This window comes from Tritonibacter multivorans (genome assembly GCF_001458415.1).
GTDB classification, from domain to species: Bacteria; Pseudomonadota; Alphaproteobacteria; order Rhodobacterales; family Rhodobacteraceae; genus Epibacterium; species Epibacterium multivorans.
Genome location: NZ_CYSD01000033.1, coordinates 89,471 through 105,674, shown reverse-complemented (window position 1 = coordinate 105,674; position 16,204 = coordinate 89,471). Strand labels below are relative to the sequence as shown.

At 60.2% G+C, this 16,204-nt stretch carries 21 protein-coding genes; 8 read left to right on the top strand and 13 right to left on the bottom strand.

The window, feature by feature from the left end:
* Positions 1-67: 67 nt before the first annotated feature.
* Positions 68-478, top strand: coding sequence for a hypothetical protein (locus TRM7557_RS10700; protein WP_058290205.1), 411 nt, complete (start codon positions 68-70; stop codon positions 476-478).
* 6 nt (positions 479-484) lie between these two features.
* Here TRM7557_RS10700 and TRM7557_RS10695 read toward each other — a convergent pair whose 3' ends face one another.
* Positions 485-814: a DUF1491 family protein gene (locus tag TRM7557_RS10695; RefSeq protein WP_058290204.1), complete on the bottom strand. Its 330-nt coding sequence runs from the start codon at positions 812-814 to the stop codon at positions 485-487.
* A 90-nt stretch (positions 815-904) separates the two neighbouring features.
* Entirely contained in the window at positions 905-1,813 is a 909-nt protein-coding gene (era, locus tag TRM7557_RS10690; RefSeq protein WP_058290203.1) for a GTPase Era, read from the bottom strand.
* Between the two features lie 209 nt (positions 1,814-2,022).
* On the opposite strand from era, the gene TRM7557_RS10685 reads away from it, so the two are divergent.
* Positions 2,023-3,405, top strand: a complete 1,383-nt coding sequence (locus tag TRM7557_RS10685) for a multicopper oxidase family protein (RefSeq protein WP_058290202.1) — start codon at positions 2,023-2,025, stop codon at positions 3,403-3,405.
* A gap of 6 nt (positions 3,406-3,411) precedes the next feature.
* Here the strand turns inward: TRM7557_RS10685 and rnc are convergent, their stop codons facing one another.
* From rnc to folK, 10 genes are all read right to left on the bottom strand, one after another.
* On the bottom strand, positions 3,412-4,098 hold the full coding sequence (gene rnc / locus TRM7557_RS10680; RefSeq protein WP_058290201.1) for a ribonuclease III: 687 nt from the start codon (positions 4,096-4,098) through the stop codon (positions 3,412-3,414).
* Between the two features lie 126 nt (positions 4,099-4,224).
* Positions 4,225-4,995: a signal peptidase I gene (gene lepB, locus TRM7557_RS20045; protein ID WP_235811456.1), complete on the bottom strand. Its 771-nt coding sequence runs from the start codon at positions 4,993-4,995 to the stop codon at positions 4,225-4,227.
* Positions 4,996-5,231: 236 nt separating this feature from the next.
* Positions 5,232-6,068, bottom strand: a complete 837-nt coding sequence (lepB, locus tag TRM7557_RS10670) for a signal peptidase I (protein WP_058290200.1) — start codon at positions 6,066-6,068, stop codon at positions 5,232-5,234.
* Positions 6,069-6,127: 59 nt separating this feature from the next.
* Positions 6,128-6,550, bottom strand: coding sequence for a holo-ACP synthase (acpS, locus tag TRM7557_RS10665; RefSeq protein WP_058290199.1), 423 nt, complete (start codon positions 6,548-6,550; stop codon positions 6,128-6,130).
* Positions 6,547-6,984 (bottom strand): ABZJ_00895 family protein, encoded by a 438-nt coding sequence (locus TRM7557_RS10660; protein ID WP_058290198.1) that lies wholly within the window; start codon positions 6,982-6,984, stop codon positions 6,547-6,549. Before TRM7557_RS10660 ends, acpS begins: the two co-directional genes overlap by 4 nt.
* The gene (locus tag TRM7557_RS10655; protein ID WP_058290197.1) at positions 6,981-7,742 is read right to left on the bottom strand and encodes a pyridoxine 5'-phosphate synthase; all 762 of its coding nucleotides are present in this window, start codon (positions 7,740-7,742) and stop codon (positions 6,981-6,983) included. Before TRM7557_RS10655 ends, TRM7557_RS10660 begins: the two co-directional genes overlap by 4 nt.
* Before the next feature lie 96 nt (positions 7,743-7,838).
* A complete protein-coding gene (locus TRM7557_RS10650) occupies positions 7,839-8,528 on the bottom strand; it encodes a DUF2062 domain-containing protein (protein ID WP_058290196.1) in 690 nt (229 codons plus the stop codon).
* A 53-nt stretch (positions 8,529-8,581) separates the two neighbouring features.
* Complete coding sequence (locus TRM7557_RS10645) at positions 8,582-10,687, bottom strand: RelA/SpoT family protein (protein ID WP_058290195.1); 2,106 nt, start codon at positions 10,685-10,687, stop codon at positions 8,582-8,584.
* Between the two features lie 43 nt (positions 10,688-10,730).
* On the bottom strand, positions 10,731-11,084 hold the full coding sequence (gene rpoZ / locus TRM7557_RS10640) for a DNA-directed RNA polymerase subunit omega (RefSeq protein ID WP_058290194.1): 354 nt from the start codon (positions 11,082-11,084) through the stop codon (positions 10,731-10,733).
* Between the two features lie 94 nt (positions 11,085-11,178).
* Positions 11,179-11,760 carry a 2-amino-4-hydroxy-6-hydroxymethyldihydropteridine diphosphokinase gene (gene folK / locus TRM7557_RS19620; protein ID WP_074942037.1) on the bottom strand — a complete coding sequence of 194 codons (582 nt, stop codon included), beginning with the start codon at positions 11,758-11,760 and terminating at the stop codon, positions 11,179-11,181.
* Between the two features lie 143 nt (positions 11,761-11,903).
* Between folK and TRM7557_RS10630 the strand changes: the two genes are divergently transcribed.
* From TRM7557_RS10630 to TRM7557_RS10605, 6 genes are all read left to right on the top strand, one after another.
* A complete protein-coding gene (locus tag TRM7557_RS10630; protein ID WP_058290192.1) occupies positions 11,904-12,473 on the top strand; it encodes a LabA-like NYN domain-containing protein in 570 nt (189 codons plus the stop codon).
* A 225-nt stretch (positions 12,474-12,698) separates the two neighbouring features.
* Positions 12,699-13,661, top strand: a complete 963-nt coding sequence (gene ispH / locus TRM7557_RS10625) for a 4-hydroxy-3-methylbut-2-enyl diphosphate reductase (protein WP_058290191.1) — start codon at positions 12,699-12,701, stop codon at positions 13,659-13,661.
* A gap of 80 nt (positions 13,662-13,741) precedes the next feature.
* Positions 13,742-14,356, top strand: a complete 615-nt coding sequence (locus TRM7557_RS10620; protein WP_058290190.1) for a LysE family translocator — start codon at positions 13,742-13,744, stop codon at positions 14,354-14,356.
* A complete protein-coding gene (locus TRM7557_RS10615; RefSeq protein ID WP_058290189.1) occupies positions 14,356-14,826 on the top strand; it encodes a DUF3429 domain-containing protein in 471 nt (156 codons plus the stop codon). Before TRM7557_RS10620 ends, TRM7557_RS10615 begins: the two co-directional genes overlap by 1 nt.
* Positions 14,827-14,857: 31 nt before the next feature.
* On the top strand, positions 14,858-15,313 hold the full coding sequence (gene rnhA, locus TRM7557_RS10610) for a ribonuclease HI (RefSeq protein ID WP_058290188.1): 456 nt from the start codon (positions 14,858-14,860) through the stop codon (positions 15,311-15,313).
* 13 nt (positions 15,314-15,326) lie between these two features.
* A complete protein-coding gene (locus tag TRM7557_RS10605; protein ID WP_058290187.1) occupies positions 15,327-15,950 on the top strand; it encodes a trimeric intracellular cation channel family protein in 624 nt (207 codons plus the stop codon).
* Positions 15,951-15,965: 15 nt separating this feature from the next.
* On the opposite strand, the gene TRM7557_RS10600 is transcribed toward TRM7557_RS10605, so the two are convergent.
* Positions 15,966-16,202: a GlsB/YeaQ/YmgE family stress response membrane protein gene (locus TRM7557_RS10600; RefSeq protein ID WP_058290186.1), complete on the bottom strand. Its 237-nt coding sequence runs from the start codon at positions 16,200-16,202 to the stop codon at positions 15,966-15,968.
* Between the last annotated feature and the right edge of the window lie 2 nt (positions 16,203-16,204).

Here is a 16,204-nt window from a genome sequence, read left to right as displayed (position 1 = left end):
TCTGGACGCGCCCATGCGTACATGCCACTATCCGCGGATTGGACGATTGATTTAGGCTCTGTAATTCATGAAGAAATTCTTTGGCTATGTGCTCAAGGCGCTTGGCGTCATCGCGCTTTTGGTGATTATTTTCATCTGCACGGTCCTGTTTTCCAGTCGGCAAGAGAAACAGATTACACGGGACTTCTTTGCTCTGGTCGCCGAACAGAAATTCGAAGACGCCCATGATCTTTTTGCCCCAGCACTAAAGGCGGAATACCCGCTGCTTAAGCTCCGCACCGATTTTGAGAATATGGCCGCGTTTACCGTTGAACGGTTTCTGAATATCAAAGCGTCCACCAGCGAAGGCATCATCATGAAAGGTCAGCTGAGCACACAAACCGGCTGCCGGAGCCATTTCGATATTCAATTCTGGGACGAGGAAATCGTGGCCTTCTGGGTGCATTCACCTTGCATGAGCCAAGACCGCGCCACCTGAATTGGGCTACTCCAGCCCCGGTTCATCCAGCAGATGACGGCCCGCGCGGTCTTCGACCTCGAGCACCCAGAGGTCGCTGTCAAAACTGCGCTGTTTGGTGATGGAGGCATCCACGTCGGCCTCGGCACCCGACGACAGCTCCATCCATTTGCGGTCGCCTGTCATCAGATCGAACGACCGCTGAAAGGCCATGGCCTGACCGTCGAGAGTATTGAGTTTGACCAGAACGGCCCCGGCCGTGTCATCGCCATGGGCCACAACAAAGGCGGGGATGTCCTGAAACCGGAGCCGTGCCAGATAAGCGTCGACCCAGAAACGAGCTGTGAGGCGGGTCATGGCGTGTCTCCGAACGGGTGCGCCAGAGGCCCGTTTGGGGAGCCTCCGGCGGGGATATTTGGAAAAAGATGAAAGCCGGGGCCAGAGTGTTTATTGCTGACCGTCTTTGAAATCGAGACCCATTTCCGAGTAACGCTCTGCTTCTTCGAGCCAGTTCGGGCGCACTTTGACCTGCAGGAACAGGTGCATCTTGCGGCCCATGAACTCTTCCAGTTCTGCGCGGGCGGCTTGGCTGACCGCTTTGATGGTCTCACCGCGTTTGCCCAGAACGATGCCTTTGTGGCCGTCGCGGACCACATAGATGATCTGATCGATGCGGGCAGAGCCGTCTTTGCGTTCTTCCCATTTTTCGGTTTCGACCGTCAGCTGATAGGGCAGTTCCTGATGCAGGCGCAGGGTCAGTTTTTCGCGGGTCATTTCGGCTGCGATCATGCGCAGGGGCAGATCCGCAATCTGATCTTCGGGGTAGAGCCAGGGGCTTTCGGGCAGTTCACCTGCCAGCCACGTGCGCAGATCGTCGACGCCGTGGCCGCGTTCCGCCGAGATCATGAAGGTGTCCGCAAAGGCGTAGCGATCGTTCAGGTCTTTGGTCAGCGCCAGCAGGTCTTCGGCCTGCACCTTGTCGATCTTGTTGATTGCCAGGGCGACGCGGCGGCCGGTGGCGACCTCTTCCAGCCCTTCAAGGATGGCCTCTACGCCCTCGGTGATGCCACGGTGGGCCTCGACCAGCAGGACGATGACATCCGCATCCGCAGCCCCGCCCCAGGCGGCAGCCACCATGGCGCGGTCCAGATGACGGCGGGGTTTAAAGAGGCCCGGCGTGTCCACGAAGACGATTTGCGACTCGCCCTCCATGGCGACACCGCGAATGCGGGCCCGGGTGGTTTGCACCTTATGCGTTACAATCGAAACTTTTGCCCCCACCATACGGTTCAGGAGCGTGGATTTCCCGGCGTTCGGTTCGCCGATCAGGGCAACAAAGCCCGCGCGTGTGGTCATGGTATCCATCCTGTCAAAAGCGGTGCCGGGCATACAGGAGTTTGCAAGGCCCGGCCAGAGGGCAATTCAAACGGCATTGCCGCTATGCGTTTCAGCTGCGACCGCTTGCACCATAGTCGCCCACTGCGCGATATGAGACAATAGAAACCACAGCCAGCCCGCAGAAGGGCGCGCCAGCCTTTCTCCAAACATGCATTGAAAGAGCCACCATGAAGCGTCGCGATTTCCTTTTGTCCTCGGGCGCTGCGGCACTTGGCCTTGCGGCGGCAGGTCGTCTTCTGGCGCAGGGGCCTGCCACACAGGAGCTGGTGATCCAAAAAGCGGCCTATCGGTTCAGAGACAGCATCACGCAAGGTCTGGTGAGCCTCAGCCCGGATGCACCGCCCCCCGTCCTGCGGGGCCGTGTGGGCAAGCCCATGCGCCTTGCGGTCACCAATCAGACGCCCGATTACACCGCAATGCACTGGCATGGCTTGCGAATCCCCAATGCGATGGATGGCGTTCCCTATCTGACGCAGATGCCAATCGCGCCGGGAGAAACGTTCACCTATGACTTCACGCCGCCGGACGCAGGCACCTACTGGTATCACCCCCATTGCATGACAATGGCGCAGATGGCGCATGGGCTGACCGGCATGATGGTGATCGAAGAAGACAGCGACACAGGCTTTGACAGCGAAGAGACCCTGAACCTGCGCGACTTCCGGCTGGCGGATGATGGCAGTTTCCTGCCCTATTACACCGCACGCGGCGCAGCGCGCGGGGGCACTCATGGCAATGTGCTGACAACCAACTGGGATCAGGACCCCGTTTATGACCATACGGCGGGATCATTGGTGCGGTTGCGGATTGCCAATACCGACACCACGCGAATCTATCGGCTGCATCTGGGAGCGGCGCAGGCGCGCATCATTGCATGGGACGGGCACCCGGTGCGGCAATTGCTTGCCCTCCCCTCTGCTGACGCGCCACTGTACCTTGGCCCCGGACAGCGGGTCGACTTTGCCCTGCGCATGCCCGAAGGCGAAGGCCAGGATGTTTCGGTCATCGCCGAACTTCCGGGGCGCAAAACGCGGATCATGGCGCAGCTGCGAAGTATTGGAGCGTCCTTGGCGCGCGACCTACGCGACCTTCCACCGCTTCCTGAAAACCCTGTCGCCCTGCCCGATCTGGACCGGGCCGACATGCTGGAGTTCGTCTTTGGCTGGACACCCGAAGGCGGAGCGCCCAACGATGGGCTATGTGGGTCGCTGGGGTATAGTTTCTGGTCGATCAACCGCACCCCTTGGGCCGGAGATGCCGCGACGGGCACGGGACCGCTGGCGGTGCTGAAACGCGGCAAATCCTATGTCCTGCGGCTGCGCAATGAGAGCCCGAACCTGCACCCCATCCACCTGCATGGGCTGGTGTTTGTGCCAATCCGGTCAAACCGGCGCGCCCTGCCGCCCTTGCTGACAGATACGGCGCTGCTCTTGAAAGACGAGGTGATCGACATTGCGCTGGTGGCAGATAACCCCGGCGACTGGGCCTTCCACTGCCATGTGATCGAACATCAGAAAACCGGCCTCGCCGGATACATCCGAGTGACCTAAGCGCCTTTAGGTGTCGTTTTCCAGTCTCGCCAGCAGCGCCTTGGCAGCGGCCTGTTCGGCCAGACGTTTAGAGCCAGCGGTGGCACGTTCTTCGGTGCCATCTTGCAGCTGGGCGGCGATGGTGAAAACCGGTTCGTGGTCGGGGCCAGAGCGTTCCACCAGCACATAGGCGGGCGGCGGCTGACGGCGGGCCTGCACATATTCCTGCAGCGCGGTTTTGGGATCGCGCGCGTCGTCTTCAACGGCACCGATCCGGTTCCCCCACAGACGCAGGATCACGGTCTGTGCGGCCTCAAATCCCGCATCTTTGTAGACAGCGGCAATCACGGCTTCCATTGCGTCGCCCAACAGCGCCTGTTTGCGGCGTCCACCGGTCATCATTTCGGACCGGCCCAGTTTCAACACGGCCCCAAGGTCGATTTCACGCGCCACATCGGCGCAGGCCTCTTTGCGCACCAGCGCATTGAACCGCGGCGCCAGCTGGCCCTCGGTGGCTTTGCGGTCGTGATCCAACAGGGCGGTGGCCATCACCAGCCCCAGAACACGGTCGCCCAGAAACTCCAGCCGCTGGTTGTCTTCGCGGTTGGCGGTCGACACCGACGGGTGCGTCAACGCGCGGATCAGCAGCTCGGGCGTGGTGAATTCATGACCCAGGCGCCCTTGGAACGCGCGCATGTCCTTGGATAGTTTCACGTGATCTCCTTGCCCTCTTCGCCGGGCCGCTTCATCTGGGCGGCTCAGCCCGCCCGACAGGTTGCACAGCAAATACCGCCCCCGCCCGCGCGAGACAAGCACATCAGCGGCACGACAGCTGTGACCCTAGTGGATTGCCTTGAAGAACCTGTCGCCGCGCCAGGTCCAGACATGCGCCAGCGACCGCCCCGCGGCAGAAAACAGCACCCGATCGGCCCGCCCAACCACATTTTCAATGGGGACAAACCCAACGCCACCGACGGAAACCGCCATCCGGCTGTCCATGGAATTGTCGCGGTTGTCGCCCAGAAAGAAATAATGCTCCTCTGGCACCTGATAGATCCCGGTCTGGTCCAACGTTTGCCTGCGAATATCCAGCACCGCATAGCTGGCCCCATTTGGCAGGGTTTCGATCTGACGGGTCTTTTCGCAGATCGCGCCAATCCCCACGGCGCCGTTCACACAGCGCGGGAACCGGGCCTGCGGGCCCTGTGGCTCCATCAGCTCTGCAAAGACACCAGCATCGCGCAGGATCACAGACACGCCGTTCAGATGCAGCACACCGGCTTTGATTTGCAGCTCATCGCCCGGCAAACCAATCAGGCGGCCGACAAAGTCCACCTCTTGCGCCGGATGCCGATAGACCAGCACATCGCCGCGCTGTGGCGTGGCCCAGACCGGCGTCACGGGCACATAATCCCCTACCAGAAGCGCGGGCTTCATCGCACCCGACGGGATCCAATAGGGTTCCCAAAGCCCGCGCGAGGCGACGAGCATGGCAAACACATAGACAAGGCGTTTGCCCCAGAGCCCCACATGCAGGATCTGATCTTCTTTGGCAGAGCGGCGCAGCGCAAGCACAAGCGACAGGCCCAGATGCAGCAGCGGCACCGCCATCAGCCACATCCAATGCCCAGACCACCCCAGGTCATTCAAACGGCGGCGGGCATGGCCAAACAGCAGCAGGACGGTCAGCGCCAGAACCGGCGCCCCCCAGACTCGGTCCCAGCTCAGCTTTGGTTGGTTCGCCCAAATGACAAAAACCGCGGCACACAGAACGAATGCCGCAGCGAACCCCACGCGCCCCGTCCGGCCGCGCCAATGAAACGCGGCGGACAGAAACGTCGCAAGTGTCATTCAATCGCCTTGAAGTACCGATCGCTGCGCCAGTCCCAGAAGAACAGCATGGACCGGCCCGCCGCCGAGAACATGATCCGGTCCGCGCGACCGATTAGGTTTTCATACGGCACATAGCCCACACCGTTCAGCGACTGGTCCACACGGCTGTCGGTGGAGTTGTCGCGGTTATCGCCCATGAAGAAATAATGCCCTTCGGGCACATGGTAGATACCGGTGTGATCTGTCGATTGGTTGCGGATGTTCAGGATCGCATGGCTGCTGCCACCCGGCAGGGTTTCGATCTGACGTTCCTTCTGACAGAGGCCGCCTTCGCCCACGGGGCCATTGATGCAGCGCGGATAGTTTCCGATCGGCCCTTGCGGCTCTTTGACTTCGTCAAAGGTGCCGTCTGCGGTCAGCTGAACTGCCTTGCCATTGATGTGAAGCACGCCGCCCTTCACCTGCACCTTGTCGCCCGGCATGCCGACAAGACGTTTGATAAAGTCGATGCCGGTCACCGGATGACGGAACACAACAACATCACCCCGCTCTGGCTCGCCGCCAAGAACACGGGTGTTGTCCCCATCGATGAAGCCACAGATGGTTTTTGCATCGATGTTCACACCCAGACGCGGGATGCGGATGGTCGGGCAGGACGCATAGGAATAGCCATAGGCCATCTTATTGACGAAGAGGAAATCACCGATCAGCAGTGTCTGCTTCATCGACCCCGACGGGATCCAGAAGGGCTGGAAGAACAGGGTGCGGAACACCCCGGCAATCAGCAGCGCATAGACAATGGTCTTGATGGTTTCGACAAATGAATTTCCTGCGGTGGTCTTGGTGGCCATCCGGCTCTCCGGTCAATAAAATAACGTCTGAGGCTACATGCGGGCCTCGGTGCTTCAAGTCAAGGTTTAGGGTTGGAGCTGGGCGGGATGGGGCGTGCTTCGATGACCACAAAGGCCTGCGCCCAGGGGTGGTCATCGGTCAGTGTCACATGAATAATGGCTTCGTGGCCTTCGGGGGTCATGTCGTCCAGCCGTTCCCGCGCCCAGCCCGTGACCTGCATAACCGGCTGCCCGGTCGTCAGGTTTGTGACGGCCATGTCCTTCCAGGAAATACCCATTGCCAGCCCCGTGCCAAGCGCCTTGGAACAGGCCTCTTTCGCGGCCCAGCGTTTGGCATAGGTGCCCGCCACATCCTTGCGGCGTTCAGCCTTGGCCTGTTCCGTGTCCGTAAACACCCGGTTCTTGAACCGCGCGCCGAACCGGTCAAGCGTGCCAGCAATCCGTTCGATATTTGCCAGATCGCTGCCAATACCAAGGATCATGAGCGCCCCGCTTTACCGGATGTCGTGGTCGCCATGGCATTGCGGTAGCCTTGGGTCAGGAACACCCGGTTGGCCACCATCCAGAACACACAATACATCGCCAGAAAGCCCACAAAGACCATGACACTTCTGATCTGCAAGCCTGCGCCGCTCAGGGCCAGGAACACCACAAGTCCCAGCCCGCCATTAAACGCCAGTGCCACGCCCGTCATCTTCGCCGATGCGATCCAGGCCGGTTTGCCCTTGGGGTAATCTGCGCCTTCTTTGGCAAGTTTGTGACCTTCGACCATCGCAGCCACCATCGCCGGGATCAACGGCACGAAAGAGCTCGCCAGATCAATCTGCGCGATCTGGCGAAGCGCCCAAATGGCAAGGGCCGCGACCACTAGGGTCACAACATAGATCCCGGCATAGCGCTTGAGGTTCACAGTCATGCCTCTGCACCCCCTTCACGTGCGTCATCCATCAGCCGGCGCATTTCCTGCACCGCTGGCGCCAGGCCACGAAAGACCGCTTCGCCAATCAGGAAGTGACCAATATTCAACTCCATCACTTCGGGAATGGCCGCAATCGGGCCGACGGTTTCATAGGTCAGCCCATGACCTGCGTGCACTTCCAGCCCAAGCGAATGCGCAAAGGCCGCCATGTCCGTCAAGGCTGCCAGCTCTGTGTCGCGGGCCTCGAAATCGCCTTCGGCGTGGTAGTCACAATAGGCACCCGTGTGCAGTTCGATCACCTCGGCCCCGATCCGGTGCGCGGCTTCGATCTGTTTTTTATCGGCCGCGATGAAAATCGACACCCGGCAGCCCGCATCCCGCAGGGGCGCAATGAAATGGGCCAGACGGTTTTCTTCGCGGGCCACTTCCAGACCGCCTTCGGTGGTGCGCTCTTCGCGTTTTTCCGGGACAATGCACACCGCATGCGGTTTGTGACGCAGGGCGATTTTCTGCATCTCATCCGTGGCCGCCATCTCGAAGTTCAGCGGACCGGACAGGGCCTCCATCAGGCCTTCGATATCGGTATCGGTAATATGGCGGCGATCTTCGCGCAGGTGGGCGGTGATGCCATCCGCACCCGCGTCCTCCGCCAGTTTGGCGGCACGGACCGGGTCAGGATAGGCCCCGCCCCGCGCATTGCGCACGGTGGCCACGTGGTCGATGTTCACGCCAAGGCGAAGGCGGGTCTGAGCCATTTTGAAAACTCCCGAATTCTGGTTTGCCAGCACCCTAGCCACCCGCGCGGCAGGAGCAAGGGAGGAATTGTACCAATCCGGGCGGGGTTTTGGCGATCAGTCGGCGGTGCCGGCCTGCGGAGGCGGCGACCCAGACGGCGGGTGCGGACTGTTCACCGCCTCATACTGCGCGCGCTGGCGGATGGCTTCGAACTTTTCCTTGATCTTGGCGCGGCGGCGCTTCTGATAGACGTTGATCAGCGGCAAAGCGATCAGATAGACCGTTGTCGCGCAGATCACCCCCGGCACCAGACCGCCCACCAGATAGGGCAGGAAAACCTCGTCATAAAACACTGCCAGCCCATGCCAATCCGGCGCCCGGTTGGTGAAGAGCGAGGTAAAGTTAAACCACAGATCGCCTGCCGCTTCTTTGAACTTTTCCCCAAGCGAGGCATCCTGTTCCTCGAAATGGGTCCCCAGCAGCCAATGCCCAAGGCGCATAGACACGGTGGCGATCAGCACAAATGTCACCGGATTGCCAAAGAAGGTCGACATCAGCGCCGCAAGAATATTCCCGCGCATGATCCAGCCGATCAGACCGGCAATAATAAAGTGAAATCCAAAGAACGGCGTGAAAGAGGCAAAGACCCCGGCCCAGATCCCGCGCGCAATGCGGTCTGGTGCGTCAGGCAGGCGCCGAATCCGATGTTTGACATAGTGAAAGGCGCGCCCCCAGCCCCCGCGGGGCCAGAAGAAATCCGCGACGACCCGCATCAGCGGACGTTTATCCCGGCGCCTAAAAACCACGGAGGCAGTCCTTGTCCTTAACCTTGAGTTGCCCTACGCGGGGCACCTGTCACCTATTCCCTGAAACGAGCCACCGCTGCAACATCGCTTTCCGCTTCAAGTGTCAAAATCAGCGAGTGTAGCTGCTCCACATCACGCAATTCGACATTGACCATCAACCGGTAAAAGTCGGGTTTCCGATCGACAAATTCAAGGTTGGAAATATTGGCCTTCTTTTCGCCGATCAGCGTACAGATCCGCCCTAGAACGCCCGCATCATTGCCAATCGTCAATTCCAGCGTGGTGCTGTAGACCGCCGGGTGTGTGCCGGAATGCCAGTTCACATCCATCCAGCGTTCGGGCTGTTCTTCAAATTCGACCAGACGGGCGCAATCTGCAGCGTGAATTTCAACACCTTCGCCGCGGGTCGCGATGCCAATGATCCGTTCACCCGGCAAGGGTTCACAGCATTTGGCACGCTTGAAGTTCTGCCCCGGCTGCAGACCGATCACCGCGCGGCGCGGGGAAATCTCATCGCCTTCGGCATCCGTCAGCTCGGGATAGACCGCCTGCACCACGTCATGGGCCGTGATCACCGCAGCCCCCAGCCGCGCCAGAAGTTCGGTCACATCACCAACACGCAGTGCGCGGGCGGCGGTTTCCAGCGCCTTGTCGGTGGCTTTCTTGTTCACATGCTCAAAGGCAGAGCGCGCCAGTTCCTGACCCAGACGCACAAAGCGTTCGCGGTCGGCTTCGCGCAGGGCGCGGCGGATGGCGGTGCGCGCCTTACCGGTTGTTGCGATCTCCAACCAGCTGACCTGTGGGGTTTGACCTTCGGCGGTGATGACCTCGACCGATTGGCCATTGCGCAGACGCGTCCAGAGCGGCACGCGAATGCCGTCCACCTTCGCGCCAACACAGGCATGGCCGATCCTTGTGTGGATCGCATAAGCAAAGTCGATCGGCGTCGCGCCTTTCGGCAGCTTGGTCACATCCCCTTTGGGGGTGAAACAGAACACCTGATCCGAATACATCTCGAGCTTCACAGCCTCGAGGAATTCATCATGGTCTTCTTCGGCGTCAAACTGTTCGGTCAGACCCGCGATCCATTTTGCGGGGTCGACGGCAAAGGGGTTTTCGGTGCGCACACCGTCGCGATACGACCAATGCGCCGCCACGCCAGCTTCGGCCACATCATGCATCTGCCGGGTGCGAATCTGCACCTCTACGCGTTTGCCATCACGGCCCGAAACCGTGGTGTGGATCGACCGGTAGCCGTTGGATTTCGGCTGGCTGATGTAATCTTTGAACCGGGTCGGCACCGCGCGCCAGCGCTGGTGGATCACCCCAAGGGTCGCGTAACAGTCGGCTTCGGTCTGGGTGATGACCCGAAAGCCATAGATGTCGGAAAGGCGCGAAAAGCCCTGATCCTTTTCCTGCATCTTGCGCCAGATCGAATAGGGCTTCTTGGCGCGGCCGAACACCTCGGCGTCAATACCCGCCTTCTCCAGCTCAAAGCGCATATCACCGGTGATCCGGTGGATCACATCGCCAGTTTCGCGCTGCAGGGTGACAAAACGGCGGATGATCGACTGGCGGCCTTCCGGGTTCAGCACCTTAAAGGCCAGATCCTCCAGCTCTTCCCGCATCCACTGCATCCCCATACGACCCGCAAGCGGGGCATAGATGTCCATGGTTTCACGCGCTTTGATCGCCTGTTTTTCAGGGCGCATGGCGCGGATGGTGCGCATATTGTGCAGACGGTCGGCGAGTTTGACCAAGATCACCCGCAGGTCCTTGGACATGGCCATAAACAGCTTGCGGAAGTTTTCCGCCTGTTTGGTCTCGCGCGAGGACAACTGCAGGTTGGTCAGCTTGGTCACACCATCGACCAGCATCGCAACCTCATCGCCAAAGCGGCGCGCGACTTCCTCGTAGGACGCTTTTGTGTCCTCGATCGTGTCGTGCAGAAGGGCTGTGATAATGGTGGCGTCGTCCAGACGTTGTTCCGTCAGGATCGCCGCCACGGCCACCGGGTGGGTGAAATAGGGTTCACCCGAATGCCGAAACTGACCGTCGTGCATAGCCTCGCCAAAGGCGTAGGCCTCCCGCAACCGATCTTCGTTCGTTTTCGGGTTGTAGTGGCGGACCAGCTGAATCAGATCATCGGCAGATGTCATTTGTGGTCCGCAACCTTTCTTGTCTTACTGCTGCGGTCGGGCCTTAGCCCTGGCCTTGCGCTTCCATCAGGGCGCGCAGCAGTTTTTCTTCGGACATATCGTCTTCGACCGGCTTGTCTGCTTCACCGCCCATCAACAGAGCCATGGAATCTTCTTCCGGCTCGTCAACTTCGATCTGAGTCTGGTTGCTCTCGATCAGGCGTTCACGCAGGCTGTCGGCGCTCTGGGTTTCTTCGGCGATCTCACGCAGGGAGACAACGGGGTTTTTGTCGTTGTCACGATCCACAGTGATTTCAGCACCTGCGGAAATCTCACGTGCACGGTGGGCAGCGAGCATCACCAACTCAAAGCGGTTGGGAACCTTGTCTACGCAATCTTCGACCGTAACGCGGGCCATGGGCGACTCTCCAATAAGTTTTCTGGTCCAGAGGTCAGTTTCATAGGCCCAAAACTTGTGCTTGACAAGCCGAAAGCCCAAACGCGGCACGCATTCAGAGCGCCACCACCTCCGAAATCTCGCTTTCTGGCAAAGCAGCCAGCATTTGCAGGACAGTCTGCCCCGATACCGGATGCTCCCAGAAGGGGGCAATATCTGCAAGCGGGACAAGCACAAAGGCCCGGTCCTGCAGGCGTGGATGCGGCAGAATCAACTGCTCCGGCGCCCGGATTTGCTGCGCCTCGGGCGACAGATCCCGCCATTCTGCATAGCCGTCTGCGTCCGGATAAACTGTGTCGCCGGGCCCGCCCACAACCGCAATCAGGTCCAGATCAAGGGTTCGCATGCCCCAGCGCTGTTCTCGTTTTCGTAAAAAACGCGCCTCAATTGCGTGAAGCGCCTGCAACGCATCCCGCGGCGCGCATTGCGATTCGACCGTAACGGCGGCGTTAACGTAGTCGGGACCAGCCCCTGCCGGGAAACAGGGTGTCTCATAAAATCGTGAAACTGCAGTCACATGCAGCCCCTCAGACGCGAATTGCCGCAGCGAAGATTGCAAGGTCACCAACGAGGGTGTACCGTTAAAATCCAAGTTACCACCGAGGGCTACGTGGTATTTCCACCGGTTTTCGGCCATCCTTGACCCCAATTCCTATTGCACAGTGCCTTGCGGCGTGTGTCAAATAACCTAAGTTAAGTCCACCCGCCTACGGCATTATTTCCGGACCACTCACCATTCAGGAAAGCTGTTGGACGGCTACACCAGAAGGACACTTTTTAATGTTTTACAAGGACGAACGGCTTGCGCTGTTCATAGATGGCTCCAATCTTTACGCCTCTGCTAAAGCGCTAGGTTTTGACATCGACTACAAGCTTCTCCGGCAGGAATTTATGCGCCGCGGCAAGCTTCTCCGGGCTTTCTACTACACCGCCCTGCTCGAAAATGATGAGTATTCGCCGATCCGACCACTCGTGGATTGGTTACACTATAACGGCTTTACCATGGTTACGAAGCCGGCGAAAGAATATACTGACAGCATGGGCCGTCGCAAAGTGAAGGGCAATATGGACATCGAGCTCACCGTCGATGCCATGGAGCTTGCCCCCCGCGTTGATCACATTGTGCTGTTCTCCGGCGATGGCGATTTCCGCCCGCTGATTGCCAGCCTGCAACGCCAAGGCGTGCGTGTGTCGGTGGTCTCCACCATCCGCAGCCAACCGCCGATGATCTCGGACGAACTGCGCCGTCAGGCCGACAATTTCATCGAACTGGAAGAACTGCGCGACGTCATTGGCCGTCCCCCGCGCGACATCCCAGAAGAACAGCGGCCGATCAGCACGCAGGGCTGACCCCGTCAAACCTGTGCCACCAGCCCACCATTGAACCACCCAATGGTCAGCCAAAGTCACAGCCTCTTTCCTGAGTTCAGGACGAAAGACCCCGGTGCCCAGGCGCCGGGTCTTTTCTTTTGCGTCTGACCGCCCCGGTCGCCCTAAGACTGGACCTTAGCGTCCAAAGCCCTTACCTCTGCCGAAACGCCCCCAGATTGCCCTGCCTTCAGATAGAGGCCCGCCATGACGACCCAGACCACACGCTCTCCGCTCACCCTGTACCTTGCTGCCCCGCGCGGCTTTTGTGCCGGGGTGGACCGCGCCATTAAGATCGTCGAAATGGCGCTCGAGAAATGGGGCGCGCCGGTCTATGTGCGCCACGAGATCGTGCATAATAAATTTGTCGTCGACGGGCTGCGAGACAAAGGCGCGGTGTTCGTCGAGGAACTGGAAGAATGCCCGGATGACCGCCCGGTGATCTTTTCGGCCCATGGGGTGCCCAAATCCGTGCCGGCGGCAGCTGAAGCGCGCAATATGGTCTATGTGGATGCCACCTGCCCCTTGGTATCAAAGGTGCATATCGAAGCCGAACGCCACGCCGAAGCAGGCCTTCAGATGATCATGATCGGCCACAAGGGCCACCCGGAAACGGTGGGCACCATGGGCCAACTGCCGGATGGCGAGGTGCTGCTGGTCGAAACCGTGGAAGACGTCGCCCATGTCAATGTGCGCGATCCTGAACGCCTCGCCTTTGTGACCCAGACCACCCTGTCGGTGGATGACACCCGCGACATCGTTGCCGCGCTGAACGCGCGCTTCCCCGCCATCATTGGCCCCCACAAAGAGGACATCTGCTACGCCACCACCAACCGTCAGGAAGCGGTCAAGGCTGTGGCGCCGAAATCGGATGCCATGCTGGTGGTGGGCGCGCCCAATTCCTCGAATTCCCGCCGCTTGGTCGAAGTGGGCGCAAAAGCGGGCTGCAACTATGCCCAGCTGGTGCAACGTGCGACCGATATCGACTGGCGCGCGCTCGAGGGCATCAAAACAGTGGCCATCACCGCCGGTGCCTCTGCCCCCGAGCTTTTGGTCAATGAGGTCATTGATGCCTTCCGTGCCCGCTATGACGTGACCGTCGAAGTGGTTGAAACCGCCGTTGAACGGGTCGAATTCAAAGTGCCGCGCGTGCTGCGTCAGCCAGCCTGACGCCCCCGGAATGAACGCGCCCTAGACAGGGCACGATCCGGCACTAAGTTGGAAGGACTTGTTCAAAGGATTTCCAACGTATGATTTCGCTTCAGTTTCTCGCCACCGCCCTTGTGGTCTGTATCATCCCCGGCACCGGCGTGCTTTACACGCTGGCCATTGCACTGGGTCAGGGTCGCCGCGCCAGTGTCTGGGCGGCGCTTGGCTGCACGGTCGGGATTGTCCCGCATCTTCTGGCGGCGATCTTTGGTCTTGCCGCCATTCTGCATTCTTCTGCGCTGCTGTTTAACGTGGTGAAATGGGCCGGCATCGCCTATCTGCTGATGCTCGCCTATCAGGCGGTGAAAGAAGGCGGCACGCTGGCCATCCGCGCGGATCGCAGCGCCGGCAGCGGCTGGGCCATTTGTCGGCGCGCTGCCCTGATCAATATCCTGAACCCCAAGCTTTCTGCGTTTTTCCTCGCCCTACTGCCGCCATTCCTGTCCGGGAATGCTGCCACCGCAACCGTCGAAATGGCGACCCTTGGCGGGGTGTTCATGGCGCTGACCTTTGTGATCTTTCTGGCTTATGGCCTGTTTGCCGCCCAAGCGCGCGACTGGATCCTGAGTTCGGACCGCATTCGCCGTTGGCTCAACCGCAGCTTTGCGGCGCTGTTTGCAGCCCTTGCCGCCCGCCTCGCGATGGAGCGCGCCTGATGTTTGTGAAACCCGGCCATATTCCCCGCCCGGCGCTGTGGCTCGGGCTGGCCGGGATTTTGCCTTTTATCCTAGGCGCCCTGCTTTCGATTGCGCCCTCCCCTGACATCCCCGACGGCAGCTACCCGCTTATCGTGCCCGCTGATGGCTCTGCCCTGATGATTGCCTACGGCACAGTTATTCTCTGTTTCATGTCGGGCTGCCTTTGGGGATTTGCAGCCCGCAGCGAAACGCCTCAATGGTGCACCTACGGCCTCAGCGTTCTTCCGGCCCTCTATGTGTTCTTCTTTGTGGGCGGCCCCAATGAGGACCAGCTTTTTCGATTGGCCCTTGGCTTCACCGGGATCTTGGCGCTGGACTGGGCTTATACACGCTGGCAGCTTGCTCCGGACTGGTGGCTGACCCTTCGGGTGATGATCACAGCTGTTGTTGTGCCGCTCTTTGTGATCGTCTTCGCAAACCTGCCTTGACGCCTGCGTGTGCGACTGGCACTCCGGTCGCATGCCTGATCTTTATGCCTATACCGACGGAGCCTGCTCCGGAAATCCCGGCCCCGGTGGCTGGGGCGCCCTGTTGCGTGCCATGGACGGCGACACTGTCGTCAAGGAACGCGAACTCAAAGGTGGCGAAGCCAATACCACCAACAACCAGATGGAGCTGATGGCCGCGATTTCCGCGCTGGAGAGCCTGTCGCGTGCCTCGAAAATCACCGTCGTCACCGACAGCCAATATGTGAAGAACGGCGTCACCGGCTGGATCTTTGGCTGGAAGAAGAACGGCTGGAAGACCGCCGCCAAAAAGCCCGTCAAAAACGCCGAGCTGTGGCAGCGTCTGGATGCCGCCCAAGCCCGTCATGATGTGACATGGGAATGGGTCAAGGGCCACGCTGGCCACCCGGAAAACGAACGCGCCGATGAGCTGGCGCGCGCGGGCATGGCGCCGTTTAAATCCAAATAATGGCAGGGCCCGCATGAGTTTCCTCACCCTGCTCGATTACGCCTCTGTGCTGGTCTTTGCCGCCTCGGGCGCGATGGTGGCCAGCCGGGCGCAGTTGGACATTGTGGGCTTTGCCTTTATCGCCTGTCTGACAGCGGTGGGCGGGGGCACGGTGCGGGATCTGCTGCTGGACCGGCACCCGGTGTTCTGGGTCGCGGACCCCATGCCGATTGTGCTGGCGGCGCTGATGGCGGTTTTGGTGTTCTTCACCGCCCATCTGGTGGAAAGCCGCCTGCGCTGGGTGGTGTGGCTTGATAGTTTTGCCCTGGCCATTGCCGTGCCCGCAGGCACTGGCGCCGCGATTGAGCTGGGCCATGGGCCGGTGATTGTGGTGCTGATGGGGATGGCAACCGGCGCCTTCGGCGGGTTGATGCGCGATGTGGTCTGCAACGAGGTGCCGCTGGTGCTGAAACAGGGCGAACCCTATGTGTCCTGCGCGATGATCGGAGCCATGTCTGCGATCACACTTGTCTGGATGGAGCTGCCGCTGAACATTGCCCTGCTGGTCTGCGCGGCCGTCACTTGGGCCAGTCGGGCCAGCGCCCTGTTGTGGGGCTGGTCCCTGCCTGTCTATAAATCCCGCCCGCCCCGCCAGTAAGGGCCAACAAGGCGATCAGCGATTGGTGATCTTCTGCCAGATCCAGATCAACGCAATGGCCCCAAGCACCGCGCCGACAAGTCCGGCCAGCATGCCCATCACGGCCAAAAGCCCCCGCAGAACAAGACCGCCGACCAGTGCCCCGGCAATGCCAATGGCCATGGTGGTGATAATATCAGCTTCGATCCGCATCAGCCGCGTGGCCAGAAAGCCCGCTGCCGCACCGATGATAATCAAGAATATAACAGACATGC

Excerpts from the sequence above, each read along its gene's own strand:
- TRM7557_RS10600 (WP_058290186.1), bottom strand. The coding sequence starts at position 16,202 with ATGTCTGTTATATTCTTGATTATCATCGGTGCGGCAGCGGGCTTTCTG.
- TRM7557_RS10630 (WP_058290192.1), top strand. The coding sequence starts at position 11,904 with ATGTTTTACAAGGACGAACGGCTTGCGCTGTTCATAGATGGCTCCAAT.
- TRM7557_RS10655 (WP_058290197.1), bottom strand. The coding sequence starts at position 7,742 with ATGGCTCAGACCCGCCTTCGCCTTGGCGTGAACATCGACCACGTGGCC.
- TRM7557_RS10605 (WP_058290187.1), top strand. The coding sequence starts at position 15,327 with ATGAGTTTCCTCACCCTGCTCGATTACGCCTCTGTGCTGGTCTTTGCC.
- TRM7557_RS10620 (WP_058290190.1), top strand. The coding sequence starts at position 13,742 with ATGATTTCGCTTCAGTTTCTCGCCACCGCCCTTGTGGTCTGTATCATC.
- TRM7557_RS10615 (WP_058290189.1), top strand. The coding sequence starts at position 14,356 with ATGTTTGTGAAACCCGGCCATATTCCCCGCCCGGCGCTGTGGCTCGGG.
- TRM7557_RS10695 (WP_058290204.1), bottom strand. The coding sequence starts at position 814 with ATGACCCGCCTCACAGCTCGTTTCTGGGTCGACGCTTATCTGGCACGG.
- era (WP_058290203.1), bottom strand. The coding sequence starts at position 1,813 with ATGACCACACGCGCGGGCTTTGTTGCCCTGATCGGCGAACCGAACGCC.
- lepB (WP_058290200.1), bottom strand. The coding sequence starts at position 6,068 with ATGGCCACCAAGACCACCGCAGGAAATTCATTTGTCGAAACCATCAAG.
- ispH (WP_058290191.1), top strand. The coding sequence starts at position 12,699 with ATGACGACCCAGACCACACGCTCTCCGCTCACCCTGTACCTTGCTGCC.
- rnhA (WP_058290188.1), top strand. The coding sequence starts at position 14,858 with ATGCCTGATCTTTATGCCTATACCGACGGAGCCTGCTCCGGAAATCCC.
- rpoZ (WP_058290194.1), bottom strand. The coding sequence starts at position 11,084 with ATGGCCCGCGTTACGGTCGAAGATTGCGTAGACAAGGTTCCCAACCGC.
- TRM7557_RS10700 (WP_058290205.1), top strand. The coding sequence starts at position 68 with ATGAAGAAATTCTTTGGCTATGTGCTCAAGGCGCTTGGCGTCATCGCG.
- acpS (WP_058290199.1), bottom strand. The coding sequence starts at position 6,550 with ATGATCCTTGGTATTGGCAGCGATCTGGCAAATATCGAACGGATTGCT.
- folK (WP_074942037.1), bottom strand. The coding sequence starts at position 11,760 with ATGGCCGAAAACCGGTGGAAATACCACGTAGCCCTCGGTGGTAACTTG.
- TRM7557_RS10660 (WP_058290198.1), bottom strand. The coding sequence starts at position 6,984 with ATGACTGTGAACCTCAAGCGCTATGCCGGGATCTATGTTGTGACCCTA.
- lepB (WP_235811456.1), bottom strand. The coding sequence starts at position 4,995 with ATGGCGGTGCCGCTGCTGCATCTGGGCCTGTCGCTTGTGCTTGCGCTG.
- TRM7557_RS10685 (WP_058290202.1), top strand. The coding sequence starts at position 2,023 with ATGAAGCGTCGCGATTTCCTTTTGTCCTCGGGCGCTGCGGCACTTGGC.
- TRM7557_RS10645 (WP_058290195.1), bottom strand. The coding sequence starts at position 10,687 with ATGACATCTGCCGATGATCTGATTCAGCTGGTCCGCCACTACAACCCG.